The following is an 18,561-nucleotide window of genomic DNA, read 5'->3' as shown; positions in this document are numbered from 1 at the left end:
TGTTCCTTATTAAACATAATATGAGTGAAATGAGTCTTCAGTAAAAAGTTAACTGGAAACAAGGCTCAGAGCTTACATCTACGCGCTCCGCAATCAATAGTGTTCATAGCTCAAGTAGAGGCAATTCATAAATTACCTCTACTACGAATCACTATAAGAATGTCTTATAGTACACAACCTTGTTAATAATAATCTGTTAGTAATATCAAATCTGCTTAATAGCTAACTATTGGTTGGTATTCAATTGCTAGACAAGAGATTAGTAATGAGTAAATTCTTCAGTCTCTAATCTGACGATGATGAAATATTTTAGTGAGAGAATCAGGACTTATGCGAATTTAATTGGTTGACAAATCTCAATTTTTACGCCATGCTTAATAGCAAGTTTATCCCACCTTTGAGTTCATTTTTATTAGCGCTTCGTTGTTTTTGAGAGTTAAGTTTTCTGGCTAGCGCGATTGTATTTTACGCTACTGGACTAGATATCAAATTAGGATATAACTTAGGAAGCTTTGAAGTAACACGCCATTAATTTCCACGCCACAATAGTAAGTTTGGGCGGTAAAAGCGTACAAAAATCATATAAAACCAATTTAGATTCATCCACTTGATTAAGGTAGAAAACCTAGAGGAAAAGCCTCTTGGTAATTTGCGGATGAGTCTATTGTAATCGACTAAATATAACCAGGTTATCTCCTAAAAAAGCAGAATTGGAATGAAAATATGGCAGTAAATAAAGAAAGTCGATTATTCACAAAACCCGTAGGCCGATCGCAACTAATTTTAGCAGCTTCTCTCACTTTAGCGGCTGGATTAATCGCTTTCTATAGTTTGGCACCCTATTGGTCTAAACCCAAAGTTGTGACATCGCAAGCGTTTCCTCCCAAAGCTGCCACACCTGCAAAAGTTGCTGTGACAGCCTTGGGACGTTTAGAGCCAGAAGGCGAAGTTACTACTTTGACTGCTCCTACTTCTAATAATGGGGTACGAGTAGACAGACTGTTGGTGAAAGAAGGAGATATGGTTAAAGCAGGGCAACTATTGGCCTATCTCGAAAATTATGGTCGTTCTAGAACAGCTTTACAACAGGCTTTAGACCAACTGCAAGTTGCCAAAGCTAAACTAGCGCAGGTGAAATCTGGAGGTAAAACCGGAGATGTCGATGCTCAAAAGGCTGTAATTGCCCGGTTAGAGCCACAATATAAAGGGGATGTTGCGACACAACAAGCGACAATCGACCGCATCCAGGCGGAAGTAGACAACGCCCAAGCTGAGAATAATCGCTATCAGCAATTATATAAACAAGGTGCGATCGCAGCTTCTATAGCAGACACCAAAGCTTTGCAACTAAAGACTACACAACAGCAGCTAACAGAAGCGCAAGCCACCCTCAAGCGGACTCAAGACACATTCCAAGAACAACTCAAGCAAGCAAAAGCGCAACTCAAGAGTATAAGCGAAGTGCGTGGGGTAGATGTTCAAGTCGCACAAACCGAAGTCAACAGTGCAACAACTTCTGTGCAACAAGCAAAAGCTGACTTGGATTTAAGTTACATCAAATCTCCCATCAATGGCAAAATTTTGAAGATTCACGCCAAAACTGGAGAAGTCATCAGCACCAGCAGAGGATTTGCTGAGATAGGTAAGACATCTCAAATGTATGTGATTGCAGAGGTGTATCAAACCGATGTTCAAAAAGTGCGTGTAGGACAAAAAGCCACCATTACCAGCACTGCATTTACTGGAACATTAAAAGGAACTGTCAAAGAGATTGGTTGGCAAGTTGATAAGCAAAGCATCTTCAGCCTTAACCCTGGTTCAGATACAGACCGCAGAATAATTGAGGTCAAAATCTCCATCGATAATGCCGCAGATAGTGAAAAGGTAGCTCGTTTAACCAACTTACAAGTGGATGTTGCCATTCATATTTAGTCTATTAGGCATTAGTTATTAGTCATTCACAAATGACCAATGACCAATGACCAATGACAAATAACAACTAACAAATAAATCCATGATTTTCAAAATTCCTTTAGCATGGCTACAGCTAGCCCAGCAAAAAGTTCGTTTACTAGTAGCTGTAGCCGGGATTGGTTTTATTGTGCTACTCATGTTTGTGCAACTTGGTTTTCAAGACGCTCTCTATTCTAGCGCAACCGCAGTACATCAGAATCTCAAGGGAGATTTATTTTTAGTTAGTTCGCAATATAAATCTTTGACCTCAAATCAAAGCTTTTCGCGGACTCGTTTATACCAATCTCTAGGGTTTGATGGCGTAGAGTCAGTTAGCCCGATGTATTTGCAATTTGCTAAACTCAAAAATCCGGCAACTGGTGAGAAATATTCAATATACGTTATTGGTTTCGATCCAGGTAGACCTGTGATGAATATTCCAGAAGTCGAGAAAAATTTAGATAAACTCAAAATTCCCGATGTCGTGCTTTTTGACCGGAGTTCTCGTCCAGAGTTTGGCCCAATAGCTGAAAAATTTAATGCAGGAGATACTGCACAGACAATTGAAATATTTCCTTTCAATTCATTAATTGGCTATAAAGTGAGAATTGGTGGCTTATTCAGCTTAGGGCCTTCCTTTGGGGTAGACGGAAATTTACTCGTCAGTGACTCAACTTTTTTGAGGATAAATCCCAATACTCGTCCGGCAGATATGATAGATATCGGTTTGATTTCCCTCAAACCTGGTACTAATGCACAAACAGTACTAAAAAATTTGCAAGCAACTTTGCCTAATGATGTCCAAGTTTTTACACGTCAAGGCTTCATTGATTTTGAGAAAAAATATTGGGCTGTTAGAACACCCATTGGTTTTATTCTTAACTTGATGTTGACAATGGCTGCGGTTGTTGGTGTAGTAATTGTTTATCAAATTCTTTACAGCAACATTGCTACACAATTCGTTGCTTATGCAACTTTAAAAGCCATAGGATACGCCAATAGATATTTGCTGAATGTGGTATTTCAGCAAGCTTTAATTTTGGCAATTTTAGGTTATATTCCAGGATTTATTACTTCTGTCTTGTTGTATAGTTTTGCAGCAGATGCAACTAAGCTACCCATAATGATGACTAATAACAATGCAATGCTTGTCTTAACTTCAACAGTTTTGATGTGTATAACTTCTGGGGCGCTTGCTATCAACAAACTCCGCTCCGCAGATCCGGGAGATATCTTCTAAAAAAGACAAGAATACAAGTAAACTTTCTCCACAGCTTACTAGGCTTTTATTTTAATCCAAAATCCAAAATTGGCATACCCACTAATATATGAACCTCAACAACAAAACTCTTCTAATTACTGCAATTGATGAATTTGTCGGTTTGCGTACAGCAGAGTTAGCAATAGCGCAGGGAATGAAGGTTCGTGGATTACAAAGTTCTACAGAAAAGAACAAACAATTACAGGATTTAGGTGTTGAAACAATTATTGGTAGCATCACCGACTCTGCTATTGCTCAAAAGGCTTGTCAGGGAGTAAATGTCGTTTTACATACAGATCAAATTGCCGAAGAAGCTGGTGCAATTAGCCATTTTCGTGATGTCAATGTTGGGGCTACTGTCAACATGGCTAAAGCCGCGAAACAGGCTGGCGTCAAAACATTTGTGCATCTATCCAGTATAATGGTTTACGGTTTCAACTATCCTAATGGTGTTACAGAATCCGGGCCACTATCTGGCGAAAATAATCCCTACTGTCAAACGAAAATAGAAGCTGAAACAGCAGTCTTAGAACTAAATAATCCCTCAGATTTTGGCATCATTATTATTAGAGCCGGAGATGTTTACGGCCCAGGAAGTATCCCCTGGATAGTCAGACCAATTCTGATGATGCGTCAAAAGTTATTTGCCTGTGCCAATGATGGTAAAGGAGTGATCAATCATGTATATATAGATAACCTGATTGATGGCATCTTTCTGGCGATAGAAAAAGAAACCTACGGTGAAATATTTAATATCACCGACGGACAAGAAACTTCGTGGAAAGAGTATTTTATGCGTTTAGCAGCAATGGAAGGGTTACAAGCACCCCTTTCATTACCGAAGGATGAAATTAAGTTGTTTCTCAAGCTACGTGTTCAAGGGCAAAAACTTTTTCGGAAAAAAGTTGATATTTTACCAGAGTCTATAGATTTTATGACTCGTCCTTATGCTTGTTCTATTGTCAAAGCCCAAAGTCTGTTAAATTATAAACCAAAAATTGACTTAGAATCAGGAATGCAGCTAACACATGAATGGCTGCAAAAAACAGATATTCAAAGCTTGGTGAAATAGTTCACAGATTTTTTAAATCATTGTTGGATTGTAATGACGTAAAAATTTAGATCCCCGACTTCTTTAAGAAGTCGAGGATCTAGACACCACACATTATTCTGACTTCTGAATTCTGAACTCTTACGTTGCATCTACCTAACAGTTAGTTGTAATTAAGCATAAAATAATTCACCATTTTCCGAATACTTGTTTTCTATGAGTAGCAATCAGCCACGATTGAGCATCGGATTACCTGTATACAATGGTGAAAGATTTATCAAAGAAGCCATAGATTCACTCTTGGCTCAGACTTTTGAAGATTTTGAGTTAATTATTTCAGATAATGCTTCTACAGATAAAACTGAGGAAATTTGTAGAGCTTATGCAGAGCAAGACCAACGTATTTGTTACTACCGCAATGATACAAATATTGGTTGCGCCCGTAACTTCAATCGTGTCTTTGAATTGTCTTCAGGTGAGTACTTTAAATGGGCAGCTTATGATGATTTACACGTTACAGATTTTATTTAAAAAACAGCAAACCACACTTTGAATGCATCAATTCAGAAATAAAAGCTGGGGTTTGCAGTTTTTTATTCAGTTCCAAAATTACCTATTCTGACTACAAAATTATGCTGAAACTATCTCAATTATCTCATGTTTTGCTTGCTGCTTTAGTGAGCATCAGCTTTGCTAAAACAGTGAATGCAGAACCAACTGCGACACTAACTGTTGTAGTAAATGGAATACATCACAAAAAAGGCGAGATTTGCTTCAGAGTTTACGCAAATGAAAAAGGATTTCCGATGAGTAACTCTAGTGGATCTCAAAGTGGCTGCGTTAAGATTACTGGCACTTCTGTAAAAAAAGAATTTTCCGGTTTGAAGCCTGGAACTTATGCTGTCAGCGTACTTGATGATCAAAATGGCGATCGCAAACTCCATAAAGACTTTTTCGGTATTCCTAAAGAAGGTTTTGGGATTTCTAAAAATCCAACTGTGTCCATACAAACAGGTACACCAAAGTTTCGTGATGCCAGTTTTGTTGTAAACAAAAATACAACAGTCAACATCATCATGAAATATTCGCTTGATTCGTAAAGGGATTGGGGAGTGGGGAATGGGGATGAGGGGGATGAGGGGGATGAGGGAGATGGGGGAGATGGGGGAGATGGGGGAGATGAGGGAGATGAGGGAGATGAGGGAGATGAGGGAGATGAGGGAGATGGGGAATAACCAATGCCCAATACCCAGTGCCCCATACCCAGTGCCCCATGCCCAATGCCCAATGCCCAATGCCCAATGCCCCATGCCCCATGCCCAATGCCCAAGCAAGACAAGATTCTACCGGAGATTAAAAATTTAATGGAAGATTTGGCAATATTTCTGTCTAAGTCTTTGATGGGTTGGCTGGTTATTCAGGTGTGTTTAACGCTTGTCTTTATATGGTATCTGCGGTCATCTAAAAAAAACTTGTTACCAGATGACCAGTTGCCCAAAACAGCAGTGATTCTTTGTCTACGTGGTGCTGATCCGTTTTTGCCTAGATGTTTGCGATCGCTCCTAAATCAAAACTATCCACAGTATGATTTAAAGTTAATCGTTGATAGTCACGAAGATCCCGCCTGGAAAATTGCTAGTGAAACTATTACTGAGCAAGAAGCAACTAATGTTCAAATCAGCCCTTTGAGAATAGTCCGCAACAGTTGTAGTCTCAAATGCAGTTCTTTAGTCCAAGCTGTTCGTGACTTAGACGACTCCTATAAGGTGGTTGCCTTAGTAGATGCTGATACTATAGTTCATGTGAATTGGCTGCGAGAATTAGTCAGTCCTCTGGGCGATGCTAAAGTGGGAGCCACAACAGGTAATCGTTGGTATGTACCGACAGGTAGATATTGGGGTTCTTTAGTGCGCTATGTCGGCAATGTATCTACAGTAGTGCAAATGTTTATCTTCCAGATTCCTTGGGGTGGAACTTTGGCTGTGAAAACTGAAGTACTTCGCCAAACAGAACTCCTAGATAAGTGGGGACAAGCTTTAGGCGAAGATTTTATGATGCACGATATTCTGAAAAAACATGGTTTTCAGGTAAAGTTTGTGCCTTCGCTGCTGATTGTAAATCGTGAAGAGACTGATTTATTCAACTTAATAGACTATCTCAAGCGCCTCATTCTTTTTTCTCGACTATATCACCCACGTTGGTTAGCTCTTGTTAGTGAAGCTGTTTCTAGCATTTTGTTTCCGACTTTACTGATCATTTTAGTTTTAGAGTCGTTGTTAGAGGCAAAGTGGGAAGTTGCGGCTTTGTTGTTAGTCTGCTATGGAGTCTACACTGTCGGATTACTCTTGATAATGCTGGTGTTGGAATTAGAGATACAGCGAGTGGTTCGCTCTAATGACCAGGCGATCGCAAAATTATCAGCTGCTACAATCATCAGAATGTTAATTGGGATTCCCTTAACACAATGGGTTTATGGGCTAGCAATGCTATCAACCCTGTGGACATCAACAGTCACTTGGCGCGGTGTCAGCTATCGAGTTCAAGGGCCTTGGAATGTCCGCCTAGTGGAATATCGCCCTTATCAATGGTTAGATCAACCTATTAATAGCAAGGTTTCTCTTTGAATTGAATCGCTAGATATGAACTAGGGCATGAAACCCGCATTTCTCACAAGTTTGAAATGCAGAGGGGCAGAGGGGCAGAGGGGCAGAGGGGCAGAGGGGATTGAACTTGGCACATTGAACTCTCCTCTGCTCCCCTGCTCCCCTGCTCCCCTGCACAAGCACAGGCTTTGAGCATTGGTGAGAAATCCGGGTGAAAGTTCTTACACTAAACATTCCCTAGTATTCAAATTATATTATCTTATATTTAGTAGAACTATATTAGCTATAACCCTTGTCGAAATACACGCTTCTTATTGTTGATTAACAAAATGTATTTGCATTAATGGCAAGGGCTTAGACAAATATATTAAGGGGAATTTTGACTTAGTATTTTGGATGTTTTGATAGTTTCAATCCAGGTTGATAAACATCCACTTCAAATCGATAATTTCGGATATTTGACAATGCGTGAATCCTTAGTCTAACTGTATTAGTGGGGAATTTTGAGCCAAATAATCAGGATACTCATAAAACATTTGCTGCGTAAATCCTAAGTTCAAAACCAGCAATTTTGTGAAATATTCTCCTTTATTATGACTAAGCAAAAACTTCGCATTGCATTGTTTACAGGGTTGTATGCTCCTTTCTTGACTGGAGTTTCTGTTGCAGTTCACCAACGGGTTCGTTGGTTGCTAGAACAGGGACATGAGGTTTTTCTAATCCACCCGCAAATCAACGATCGCTACCCCAAAAATGTCGGCGATCGCCCCATGCCAGGTTTAGAAGAAATTCAGTCTTTCCCCAACTTCTCTGCTTACGCATTCCCTACAGAACCACTAGTATTCTACAAGTCTCTTCCTCAACCGTTGAACCATCGGCATTGGAGTGATACCAAGTTGCTGGAAAAATTCAAGCCTGATATTATCGTGGTTGAAGAAGCAGCACAAATGAGAGGTTTATACTCATTTTTCTTACAAGGTTATGGTCGTCCGATTGGCACCCAATACGCAAAACGAACAGGCACGCCAATAATATCACTCTTCCATACAGATATCGTTGCGTATATCAAATATTACTTTGGGGATCGCTTCTTCAATTTGGTTCGTCCTATCGTTCCCGTTTTAGTCAAGCAATTTAGTGAGTTTTATGACTTCAATTACTTCTCTTCTAAAGAACAACTCACTAAATACGAAGAACTGAAATGCCAACGCGCTGAATATGTCGCTTATCAAGGCATCGATTGCGAAAAATTTCACCCGCGAAACATCTGTTACGATCCAATTCCGAATGATAACCGACCAACTCTTTTGTTTGTTGGACGCATCACCCCTGAAAAGAATGTCAACCAATTGCTGGATATCTTTCCGGTCATAGCTGCTAAAATTCCTGATGTCCATCTGGTAATTGTTGGTAGTGGCCCGCTAGATGAAGAGATCCGTCAACGTGCTAAAAAGTTTGGATCGGGTATTACTATATGGGGTGAGTCTCATGGTACAGAACTTTTGGGCTGGTTTGCCAGAGCAGATATTTTTGTCAACCCCTCTGTCACCGAGAACTTCTGCACTACAAATAACGAAGCATTAGCGTCTGGAACCCCTCTGGTTGCCGTTGTTGCACCGTCTACCTCAGAACAGGTATTTCCTGGTCGTAACGGCTTCCTTGCCCAACCTAACAATCCTACAGACTTTGCCCAAAAGGTAATTGCGATTCTAGAAAATCCCGATTTGAAAGCAGATATGACTAGACACGCTCGCCCCTCTATACTTGACTTTGATTGGTCAGCATGTATGCAGAAATTTGAACAGAAACTTTACCAAATCGTTGAAGGATCGCAGAAGGTGGAGGTAGGTACAGGCAGTATAAGACACTAAACTATAACAAACATAGCGATCGCTAGTGTTTACAGTACTGGCGATCGCTAATTAGTTACTTTGAGTGACATACTCCTACACGGACTGCAAGCAGTGCAGTGTAGGCTTCTCACCCAATCCGGCTATTGCTTAGGAGGCGAGTAGCTCTATTAAAGAGACGGAATGCCCTACCGCCCCTATTTATTAATTTTAACTTAGATTTGTTCGTTTCCTCCACATCCCTTTTTCCCGTGCTTTACACATCCAAAAAGGGATAGTCGTCACCTCACTCGCATTCATCTCACACTCACTTTTAGGAGTGTGAGATGAATGCTGATCCAGCTAAGACAGTCCTGTGGCAATACTGTTCGGTTAAGACAAAAGACGCGATGAATCGCCGTCTCTACAATAATTTCTTGAATCTTTGCACTCTACAATTTCCATCAAAAAACCTTAACCGAACCGTATTGCCTCGCCACCCATGCAAAATAGGCATAGTAAACAATCCCCATGCCAAACCTGTAATTAACCCAAAAGGCGTAACTACATAGTTATTAAAACTCCACAAACCAAAAACTTGTGCTGCCAATTCCAAAGGATAAGCCATCATCAGCACACTAGCTAAAGCCGCACCACTCCAGCCATACTGACTTAACCAGTAAAATCCCTTACCACCGGTTAGCCCATACAGCAGACGAGTAATCAGCAAACCCGTGACAGTGCCATAGCAGCGCATACACACAGCCATAATAAACGGTGGTGCTAAATCAAACCCCATATCTGGTTGCGGACACACATGATTACCCATGAAATAAATGATGTCCGCAATCCCAGGAAGCAAAAACACTCCAGACGCAGCCAGAAAGGGAGCAATAGGCGGGCCAAAAACCATCCCTACCAACAAGAAATCAGCAATCAAACTGACCCAATTAACCTGCAACTCTTCACTAAAAGCTACTCTTGTCATCTCCCTTTCTCTGCGCCCTCTGCGCCTCTGCGGTTAGCTCTCTTAACCTACCTTATTCACATACGGACTTGTCAACTTATCCAACTGCTGAATCAACAGACTGAGGAACAAACCCACATCTGTCACCACACCCACTGATTCTACAGAACCGCGATCGCTTAACTTAGTTACCACAGCAGGATTAATATCCACACACACCATTTTCACACCTGCCGGGGTCATATTCCCCACGCCAATGGAGTGCAGCATCGATGACAACATCAAAATCATCTCTGCACCTTCAAGATGTTTGGCATATTCCTCCTGTGCTTGAATCAAATCCATTTGGGTATCAGGTAAAGGCCCGTCATCCCGAATGGAACCAGCAAGCACAAAAGGTATATTATTGTGGACACATTCATACATCACACCACTTTTAATTGCTCCCGCCTCCACAGCTTTCGGAATGCTGCCATAACGGCGGATACTATTAATTACCTTGAGGTGATGGCGGTGTCCACCACGGACGGCGACACCCCGCTTCATGTCCACACCCAAGGAAGTGCCCATGATATTTTGCTCGATGTCGTGAACTGCGATCGCATTCCCACCCAGCAACGCCTGTACATATCCTTCCCGAACTAGTTGCGCCAGGTGTTCGCCGCCACCAGTGTGAATCACCACGGGGCCAGCCGTGACAACTACTTTACCACCAGCATCGCGGATTTTACGCAATTCCCAAGCCACTTGCTCAACCACCAATTCCACGCGCCGTTCGCTGGAAACACCCGCCGACATGAAGCTGAATTCTTGGGTGCTGCGGAGTTCCCGCGATTCAGTTTTGCGGATGGTGCGGATACCTAAAACGTCTACAATTACCTGTTCGCCAACTTCTAAATCGCGTAGTATTTTACACCGAGCAACGGAACCACTAGGAGTTTGAGTAATGGCGATCGCGCCATCCATCCGCTGATTTTCTACCTTCACCCACTGACCATTAATTCTAACTTCGGTGGGATAAATGGTACTGACGTAGAAATCATCAGGCGCTACACCATCTTGGATTACCGGCTCCAGTTTGGCATCTCGCTCATCATGGGGTAAATCTACAGCACCCAAATCAATCAACATTGAGATGATTTCTTCCATCACCTCATGAGATGGTGCTGATACCTTCACCTCTGCGGCTGAGGTACTTTGGCGCTGTTCTCCCAAGTTGAAATTTAGGACTTGGAAACTTCCCCCAGCATCTATAATCAAATCCAAAGCGCGGTTGATTAAGCCAGCATCTAGCAAATGTCCTTCCATGCGAATGACGCGGCTTTCTACCGAGACATTGGCATGAATTTCATCTCTAACTGGTTCTGTAACCCGCAGAGTTAAGCATTTAGCCGCACCACCAGCTTTGAGAAATTCCGTCAGCGGTGTTTCCAGCACTTGGAAACCTACATCTGCAAGACGGGTTTTCAAAGCATCACTCGCCTTGTTCATGATGACGATGCTATCCACATTCACTGTATTACAAGCAAAGTTAACTGCATCGGCTTCAGCAATGGCGATTCGCTTTTCTGGTGCGACTCGCATTTCAATTAAGCGGTTGGAGTAAGAATCAAAAGCACCGGGATAGTATAGCAAATAGCCATTTGTTAAAGGACAAAAGCAGGTATCCAGGTGATAGAAACGTTCGTCTATTAATCGTAGGGATAGCACCTCAATATCCAGCCATTTAGCTAGATAAGGGTGAGAATCTAATTCCGAGCGGAAACCGTATCCCGCCCATAACCAGCGTCCTTCCCGATCCAGCAGTGCGTCTCCTGCTCCCTCAAAGGGCAAATCTTTGGGAAGCTCATTGACTGTGTAACCATTTGCCTCAAACCATTGTTTGAAGAAAGGCTCCTCGCCCTGACGTTCTTTGTGCAAAAAGCGACTGAGAACGACGTTATCACCTAGAACTAAGCCAGCGTTGGCGGTAAAAACCAAATCAGGCCAACCTTTTTCAGGTGGTACTAAATCTACAATGGCGTGTTGTTTGAGGATTTGATGTAGTCCCTGCCACTGTTCCACGGCGCGATCGCGCGATGATTTGTGAATATTCCCTTCCATCCAAGGATTAATCACATAGTCCACGTCGTAGTGGTCAGGAGGGCACATTAAAAAGCGAATCCGGGAAGTCATAAAAATCTTACAAGCGTTTTATATGCTACAAGCTTACTTTGAATACAGATTTTCGTTTCTCTACAGGTAAAATCTGCTACTAGAGCTTCTATTTTTTGAGAGTTGAAGACTTTACCAAGCCTTCGTTATCAATTCTATTACTGCAAGATGGTAATAATACTAATTCAAAATTCAAAATTAATAAGGGAACTCCAAGAAATAAATTAGACATAGGAGTGAAAATTAAATATCATTACCTGAAACCCTTTGTAGGGACAATTCATGTAGACGCAAAGCGGCTTCCCGCAGGGTATTGTCCAAAGTCCAATTCTTTAGATGTCTATTATCCAATATTGTGGGGTGGGCATCTTGCCATCAGTGTCAACTTAACGCGAAACGGGCGGTTAGAAACCGCGTCTACACAAACAAAAGCTACCGATCCTGGGTTTCAAAACCTTGATTTGACCTTAGTCTGCGGAGGCGGACAATGCCAGTGTAGCCGCGTACTCCTGCACAGAAGCAAGCTACACGAAGTGTGCCGCAGGCAATTCCATTCGCCAGGGCAAAAGTAGACACCAATGCAATACTGTTCGGTTAAGGCAAGAGACGCGATAAATCGCCGTCTCTACAATAATCATTCCTTTGTAGAGACGGCGATTTATCGCGTCTTTGGAATTTAGAATTTTAATCAAAAAACCTTAACCGAACCGTATTGGACACCAATGGCATCTTGCCCGCCATATAAACTGGGATCTCGTGTCGCCCACCCCACAAGAGTTAATTGGATATTTTGTTATTTGGAAATCCCTAAAGCCTGCTTTCATCTGGATTTCCAGGAAAGCGGGGCAGGTGAAAACACCGTTAAAAGCAGCAGATATTGGTAGAGATCGCGTCCCTTCCTCTTCCTTATCCTTTATATGACAAGGGATTGGGAAGGGGACAAGTTTTGCCCTTGTCCCCTTCCCAATCGCCAATCCCCAATACCGAGTTCAAGCAGTCACGATATAAGGCGAGTTGATCGCTGCTACACGCCCAGCATCCACCAAAGCTTGATACACGATCGCCGCTACCTCTGCGCGCGTAGCATCGTGGGTAGGATTGAGTTGTTTCAGGTTCGGGTGATTGACGATAATTTCCTTGTTGATAGCTTTTACTACCTCATCCTTGGCATATTCAGGAATCTTGGCTTGGTCATCGAAAACTTGGATAGTTGCCGTACCATCGCTAGATAACCCCAATCCATTCACCAGGGAGACAATCACTTGCACGCGCTGGATGTTTTTGTTGGGGCCAAAGGTATTATCGGGAAAACCAGAGAGAAATAAACCTTGATATGCCTGCTGAATTACCTTGGATGCCCAGAAGTCTGCTGGTACATCTTTGAATTTGCTCGCTGCACGATTTGGTGATGGGTTGAAAGCTTTTACCAATAATGCCGCATATTGTGCCCGTGTCATCGTTGCATCGGGCTTAAATGTGCGATCGGGAAAACCATTAATTATCCCCAATTTCACCAACTCCCGAATAAACCCACCTGCCCAATGATTCGCAATATCGGTTAATTCGATAGTTGGCGTTGGAGTTGTCGGTGTTGTCGGCGTTGGAGTTGTCGGTGTTGGAGTTGTTGGAGTTGTCGGTGTTGTCGGCGTTGGAGTTGTTGGAGTTGTAGGCGTTTGATTTGTCGGTGTTGGAGTTGTCGGTGTTGGAGTTGTCGGGGTTGGCGTTGTCGGGGTTGGAGTTGTCGGAGTTGGCGTTGTCGGGATTGGCGTTGTCGGGATTGGAGTTGTCGGAGTTGGCGTTGTCGGCGTTTGAGTTGTTGTGGTTGGCGTTGGAACCGAACTATCTGCAAACTCTATGTTTCCGGTGACTTTAGACGCATCTATTTTATTTCCTAGAGAAACCAGCTTGTTGGAACTGGCATTTTGCAAATCAAATTTACCGTTATTGCGTAGAGTATTACCCCCTGGATTATTGATACTACCGATATCTGGGAGAGCAGTTCCAATTACTGTGATACCATCATCAGTGTTATTTTCACTGACATTATTACGTAATATAGGACGAGCGCTACCAGAGATGATAATCCCAGAACGGTTTTCAGAAATTCTGTTATCTCGAAGAATAGGTGATGCAGTATCACTAATGGCAATGCCAAAACCTGTTTTGGAGCAGGTGTTATTTTCAATTTGACCTTTAGAATTTTTAGCGATCGCAATTCCATTAGCTGCATTATCACTGAACACATTACCTAGAACAACTGGATTAGCATCGCCTGTAGCAAATACTCCCTCCCGCTTATTATTGATGAAGGTGCTATTAGCAACAGTCGGGGCAGTTGATTCAATCCAGACACCACTACCACGGCTAGCCAAATTTGTTACAGTCACTCCCCGCAGTTCGGCTTTGTCCAGCAACACAAATGTGACATTCTGACCAGCAAAAGTACGGCTTAGGTAGTTACCACTTCCTTCAATCAAAATACCATTACCTTTGTTGGTTTCATTCCCCACCACTGTCACACCAGATGGAACCGTTAGCGGAAACACTTCACCGCTAGCAGCATTGTAATTACCATCTGCCAGTTGAATCTTGGTATCAACAGTAGCTACCTTGAGGGCTTGGGTAATGGTTTTGAAGGGGGCTTGTTGATTACCGGCGTTAGTATCGCTTCCTGATGCTGGATTTACGTAAAAAGTTTGAGCCATATTTATACTTTAATAAAATACATAGCTATCCTAGCGCTAACCGTGAAAGTGGGTAGCGTTTGATGCGTTAAGTAACTTAAAGTACTTCTCACTGCAAAGTAAAAAACTTATGCAAAAGCATTCATATAAGTTTTTATTCTCGCAAAAGCTATTAAAGAAGGATAATCTGCAATACCTCTTTTAGAGAACGAGAATCTATTACACGCTCAATCCAGCACTCAAAATTGGGCGGGAATAAGCTTATCGATTCTTATATAAGGGAACTCCAAGAAATAAATTATTCAATAAGGGTAAACGCCGTATAGGTGAGATTTACATATTATCTATCAGCAACACCTAACCTGTCGGCGGTTATCGGTGATAAATATTGAGCGTATTTCCTAAACACCAACTTTTAGGAGAAAATCACATGGTCTTCACAGTGGAAACAGCCCAGTTAAACAACCAAAGCATCTTACAAAATTTTGGTTTGGTTGAAGAACTTGACGCGCAATCTGCTGAAATAATTTCTGGCGGTAGAAATCGCCGTCGTGATGGCTGGGATCGTGATCGCCATTATTGACGACTCCCGCTTACAAACGAAAAAAAGCCAACTGCAAACTAATATTGAGCAAGCTAAGTTACAGCTAGTGCAAATTAAGGCTCAAATTCACACTTTTAACAGTCAAATTACCGCCGAAACTGCTAAAGTTAACCGGATTATCACTGCTACTAAGGCTGCATTAAGCGATCGCCATCGCCAATATCAGGAAAAAAAAATTACTACTGTGACTCCACCAACAAATAGCACAAATGGATCGCTTCCTTATGCCAATACCACTCCGAAAGCGGCTGTCTCAGGTACTTTTTATCACGTGACTATTGAGCCGGAAAGTCTGTTTTTAGGTAAAGGTAAAAATCTGTGTCCCATTCAGTTGGGAATGGAAGGTAGAGTGGATATTATTTCCCGTGAAGAAACAGTACTGCAATTTTTCTTGAGAAAAGCGAGGTTAATTGCAGATGTATGATTTTATCAGAAGAATTCATACTGAATTCTGTACGAGTGGGTGATAGCTTGCGGAGTGTGAGTCTACGATGCTACACGCCAAGAATCGTAGAGTGTGCGATCGCCTAATTTTATAGCGCAATACAGTTCAGATCAGCCCAAAACACTTGTAGAGACGGCGATTTATCGCGTCTTGAAAGATCAATTATCTACACTGAACCGTATTGTTTTATAAAAATGCATTATTGCACCACACAATATAGCCAAAAACCTTAAGTTGTGTAGGTTGGGTTGAGGAACGAAACCCAACCTTTTCATAGCTTTGTTGGGTTGCGCTTTGCTTCACCCAACCTACAATTTATCTCTTGCACCACACAATGATAGACAAAAACCCCCTTACTTTATAAGAAAGGGGCTAGACAATTTCTGCATTACATAAAAATCAAAAAGCGTGTCTTCTTCTTAATAAGGCCACTTCCAGTCACGAATTTCCGGCACATCGTCGCCGTACTTCTGAATGTAATGCTTGTGTTCAATCAGCTTATCCTGCATCTGCTGTTTGACATAAGCGGCCCTAGATCCTAATTTTGGCACGCGATCAATTACATCAATTACCAAATGGAAGCGATCTAAATCGTTGAGAACAACCATATCAAAGGGGGTGGTGGTAGTTCCCTCTTCCTTGTAGCCACGCACATGGATGTTTTTATGATTAGTGTGGCGATAGGTTAAGCGATGAATCAGCCAGGGATAGCCATGAAAGGCAAAGATCACAGGTTTGTCTGTGGTGAAAATTGTGTCAAAGTCTTTTTCACTCAAACCGTGGGGATGTTCACTTTTGGGCTGGAGTGTCATCAAATCGACTACGTTCACTACCCGCACTTTTAAATCTGCGAAATGCTGACGCAGGATATCTACAGTTGCCAAGGTTTCTAAGGTGGGAACATCCCCAGCACAAGCTAGGACTACATCTGGATCGCTGCCTTCATCGTTGCTTGCCCATTCCCAAATGCCGATGCCTTTGGTGCAGTGCTTGATGGCTGCATCTATGTTGAGATATTGCAATGCTGGCTGTTTCCCAGCAATGATGACGTTAACATAGTTGCGGCTTTTGAGACAATGGTCAGTTACCGACAGCAGAGTGTTGGCATCGGGCGGCAAATACACGCGAACAATCTCGGCTTTTTTGTTAAGTACATGGTCGATAAAACCTGGGTCTTGGTGAGAGAAACCGTTATGGTCTTGTCGCCAAACGTGAGAGGTGAGTAGGTAATTGAGAGAAGCGATCGGTCTACGCCAGGGAATATGTTTGGTGGTTTTCAACCATTTGGCGTGTTGGTTGAACATCGAATCAATGATGTGGATGAATGCCTCGTAGCAAGTGAAGAATCCGTGACGACCTGTGAGGAGGTAGCCTTCTAACCATCCTTGGCAAGAAGTTTCGCTGAGAATTTCCATCACCCGACCGTCGGGGGAAAGGTGGTCATCTTCGGGGTAAATCTCGGCTTCCCAAACTCGGTCTGTAACTTCTAACACAGGGTCTAGACGATTCGATGCTAATTCGTCCGGGGCGAAGATGCGGAAATTGCTACTTTCTTGGTTAAGTTGCATGATATCCCGCAGGAATTTGCCGGTCACTTTGGTAGCTTCTGCGATCGCCTTCCCTGGTTGAGAAACATCTACGGCATAGTCTTGAAAGTTGGGCATCTTCAAGTCATGCAGCAAAATACCGCCGTTAGCGTGGGGATTGTCACCCATGCGTCGATGCTTTTTGGGAGCAAGTTCTGCTAGTTCTGGAATCAGTGTGCCGTTAGCGTCGAAGAGTTCTTCTGGTTTGTAACTCTTCATCCAGTCTTCTAGGAGTCTCAGGTGTTCTGGTTTGCTTGCTATTTCGCCAAAGGGAACTTGGTGCGATCGCCAAGAACCTTCAGTTTTTTTACCATCCACTTCCTTGGGTCCTGTCCAACCTTTGGGGGTTCGCATAACAATCATCGGCCACTGTGGACGTTCCGTGAAACCATGTACACGGGCTTCCCTTTGGATACTTTGAATTTGGGCGATCGCGGTTTCTAAAGTTGCTGCCATCTGCTGGTGGACATCTGCGGGATCGTCACCTTCAACAAAGTATGGTTTGTAGCCGTAACCTACAAATAAACTCTCCAACTCATCATGGCTAATCCGTGCGAGTGTCGTTGGGTTAGCAATTTTATACCCATTCAGGTGCAGAATCGGTAGTACAGCACCATCACGTACAGGATTAAGAAACTTGTTGGAATGCCAGCTAGTCGCTAAAGCACCTGTTTCGGCTTCACCATCACCAACAACAGCAGCAACAATTAAGTCAGGGTTATCAAAGGCAGCACCATAAGCGTGGACGAGGGCATAACCTAATTCCCCGCCTTCATGGATCGAACCAGGAGTTTCCGGTGCTACGTGACTGGGAATACCACCAGGGAAAGAGAACTGTTTAAAGAGTTTCTTCATTCCCTCAGCATCCTGGGAGATGTTGTGGTAATACTCGGTATAAGTGCCTTCTAAGTAAGTGTTGGCTACCAGTCCAGGGCCTCCATGACCGGGGCCAGCAATGTAGATTGTATTTAGGTCATATTTCTTAATGAGCCGATTCAGGTGAACATAGATAAAGTTCAGCCCTGGCGTTGTTCCCCAGTGCCCTAAAAGTCTGGGTTTGACGTGTTCCAGCTTTAGGGGTTCTCTTAGTAGCGGATTGTCCAGTAGATATATTTGCCCAACGGAAAGATAGTTAGCTGCACGCCAGTAGGCGTTTATCTTTCGTAATTCTTCATCTGTTAAGGTCTTTGTTTGTGGAGTCGTTGCTAATGTCATTATCGACACTCCATTCCAAAAGGTTTTTGATGGATTCATCCGTAAGCAATTTTACTTGTTTTCCAGATTATGGCCATCTACCCATGATGAATTTTTTCAGCCTTTGCGACTAAATTTCTGTCTTTTACAGAGTTCTACAAAGATTTTGTTTTCTACCTCTATGTTTAAGCATTAAAAGATACTTTGCTATAATAAGTAAATATTTTTAT

Annotated in this window: 14 protein-coding genes and 1 pseudogene; 10 read left to right on the top strand and 5 right to left on the bottom strand. The window is 42.5% G+C overall.

Features of this window, described 5'->3' with window-relative positions:
• The first annotated feature begins 723 nt into the window (after positions 1–723).
• From V7K67_RS21905 to V7K67_RS21870, 8 genes and pseudogenes are all read left to right on the top strand, one after another.
• On the top strand, positions 724–1,932 hold the full coding sequence (locus tag V7K67_RS21905) for an ABC exporter membrane fusion protein (protein ID WP_334706311.1): 1,209 nt from the start codon (positions 724–726) through the stop codon (positions 1,930–1,932).
• Between the two features lie 82 nt (positions 1,933–2,014).
• Entirely contained in the window at positions 2,015–3,193 is a 1,179-nt protein-coding gene (gene devC, locus V7K67_RS21900; protein ID WP_334732867.1) for an ABC transporter permease DevC, read from the top strand.
• 88 nt (positions 3,194–3,281) lie between these two features.
• The gene (locus tag V7K67_RS21895; protein WP_334732866.1) at positions 3,282–4,286 is read left to right on the top strand and encodes an NAD-dependent epimerase/dehydratase family protein; all 1,005 of its coding nucleotides are present in this window, start codon (positions 3,282–3,284) and stop codon (positions 4,284–4,286) included.
• Between the two features lie 195 nt (positions 4,287–4,481).
• Positions 4,482–4,793: pseudogene (locus V7K67_RS21890) on the top strand (glycosyltransferase family 2 protein); the annotation flags it as partial.
• Between the two features lie 104 nt (positions 4,794–4,897).
• Positions 4,898–5,365, top strand: a complete 468-nt coding sequence (locus V7K67_RS21885) for a DUF2141 domain-containing protein (RefSeq protein ID WP_334732865.1) — start codon at positions 4,898–4,900, stop codon at positions 5,363–5,365.
• 12 nt (positions 5,366–5,377) lie between these two features.
• Complete coding sequence (locus V7K67_RS21880; RefSeq protein WP_335168371.1) at positions 5,378–5,500, top strand: hypothetical protein; 123 nt, start codon at positions 5,378–5,380, stop codon at positions 5,498–5,500.
• 129 nt (positions 5,501–5,629) lie between these two features.
• A complete protein-coding gene (locus tag V7K67_RS21875; RefSeq protein ID WP_334732903.1) occupies positions 5,630–6,889 on the top strand; it encodes a glycosyltransferase in 1,260 nt (419 codons plus the stop codon).
• Positions 6,890–7,461: 572 nt separating this feature from the next.
• Positions 7,462–8,739, top strand: a complete 1,278-nt coding sequence (locus V7K67_RS21870; RefSeq protein ID WP_334706317.1) for a glycosyltransferase — start codon at positions 7,462–7,464, stop codon at positions 8,737–8,739.
• A 382-nt stretch (positions 8,740–9,121) separates the two neighbouring features.
• Here V7K67_RS21870 and V7K67_RS21865 read toward each other — a convergent pair whose 3' ends face one another.
• The 4 genes from V7K67_RS21865 to V7K67_RS21850 all read right to left on the bottom strand — a co-directional run bounded on the left by V7K67_RS21865 (position 9,122) and on the right by V7K67_RS21850 (position 14,523).
• Positions 9,122–9,685, bottom strand: a complete 564-nt coding sequence (locus tag V7K67_RS21865) for a DUF2085 domain-containing protein (RefSeq protein WP_334732863.1) — start codon at positions 9,683–9,685, stop codon at positions 9,122–9,124.
• A 42-nt stretch (positions 9,686–9,727) separates the two neighbouring features.
• Positions 9,728–11,839, bottom strand: a complete 2,112-nt coding sequence (gene argZ / locus V7K67_RS21860; protein WP_334711652.1) for a bifunctional arginine dihydrolase/ornithine cyclodeaminase — start codon at positions 11,837–11,839, stop codon at positions 9,728–9,730.
• Positions 11,840–12,342: 503 nt separating this feature from the next.
• Positions 12,343–12,510 carry a hypothetical protein gene (locus V7K67_RS21855; protein ID WP_334732862.1) on the bottom strand — a complete coding sequence of 56 codons (168 nt, stop codon included), beginning with the start codon at positions 12,508–12,510 and terminating at the stop codon, positions 12,343–12,345.
• Between the two features lie 297 nt (positions 12,511–12,807).
• Entirely contained in the window at positions 12,808–14,523 is a 1,716-nt protein-coding gene (locus tag V7K67_RS21850; protein ID WP_334732861.1) for a DUF1565 domain-containing protein, read from the bottom strand.
• A 367-nt stretch (positions 14,524–14,890) separates the two neighbouring features.
• Here V7K67_RS21850 and V7K67_RS21845 point away from each other — a divergent pair, with 367 nt between their 5' ends.
• On the top strand, positions 14,891–15,085 hold the full coding sequence (locus V7K67_RS21845; RefSeq protein ID WP_334732860.1) for a hypothetical protein: 195 nt from the start codon (positions 14,891–14,893) through the stop codon (positions 15,083–15,085).
• A complete protein-coding gene (locus tag V7K67_RS34500) occupies positions 15,054–15,530 on the top strand; it encodes a hypothetical protein (RefSeq protein ID WP_442943890.1) in 477 nt (158 codons plus the stop codon). The genes V7K67_RS21845 and V7K67_RS34500 overlap by 32 nt, the downstream gene beginning before the upstream one ends.
• A 440-nt stretch (positions 15,531–15,970) precedes the next feature.
• Here the strand turns inward: V7K67_RS34500 and V7K67_RS21835 are convergent, their stop codons facing one another.
• Positions 15,971–18,352: a phosphoketolase family protein gene (locus tag V7K67_RS21835; protein WP_334732859.1), complete on the bottom strand. Its 2,382-nt coding sequence runs from the start codon at positions 18,350–18,352 to the stop codon at positions 15,971–15,973.
• Positions 18,353–18,561 lie beyond the last annotated feature (209 nt).

The organism is Nostoc sp., from assembly GCF_036917155.1.
Taxonomy (GTDB): domain Bacteria; phylum Cyanobacteriota; class Cyanobacteriia; order Cyanobacteriales; family Nostocaceae; genus Nostoc.
Note: the sequence above shows the minus strand (reverse complement) of the source record. Positions and strands in the feature narration are given on the sequence as shown.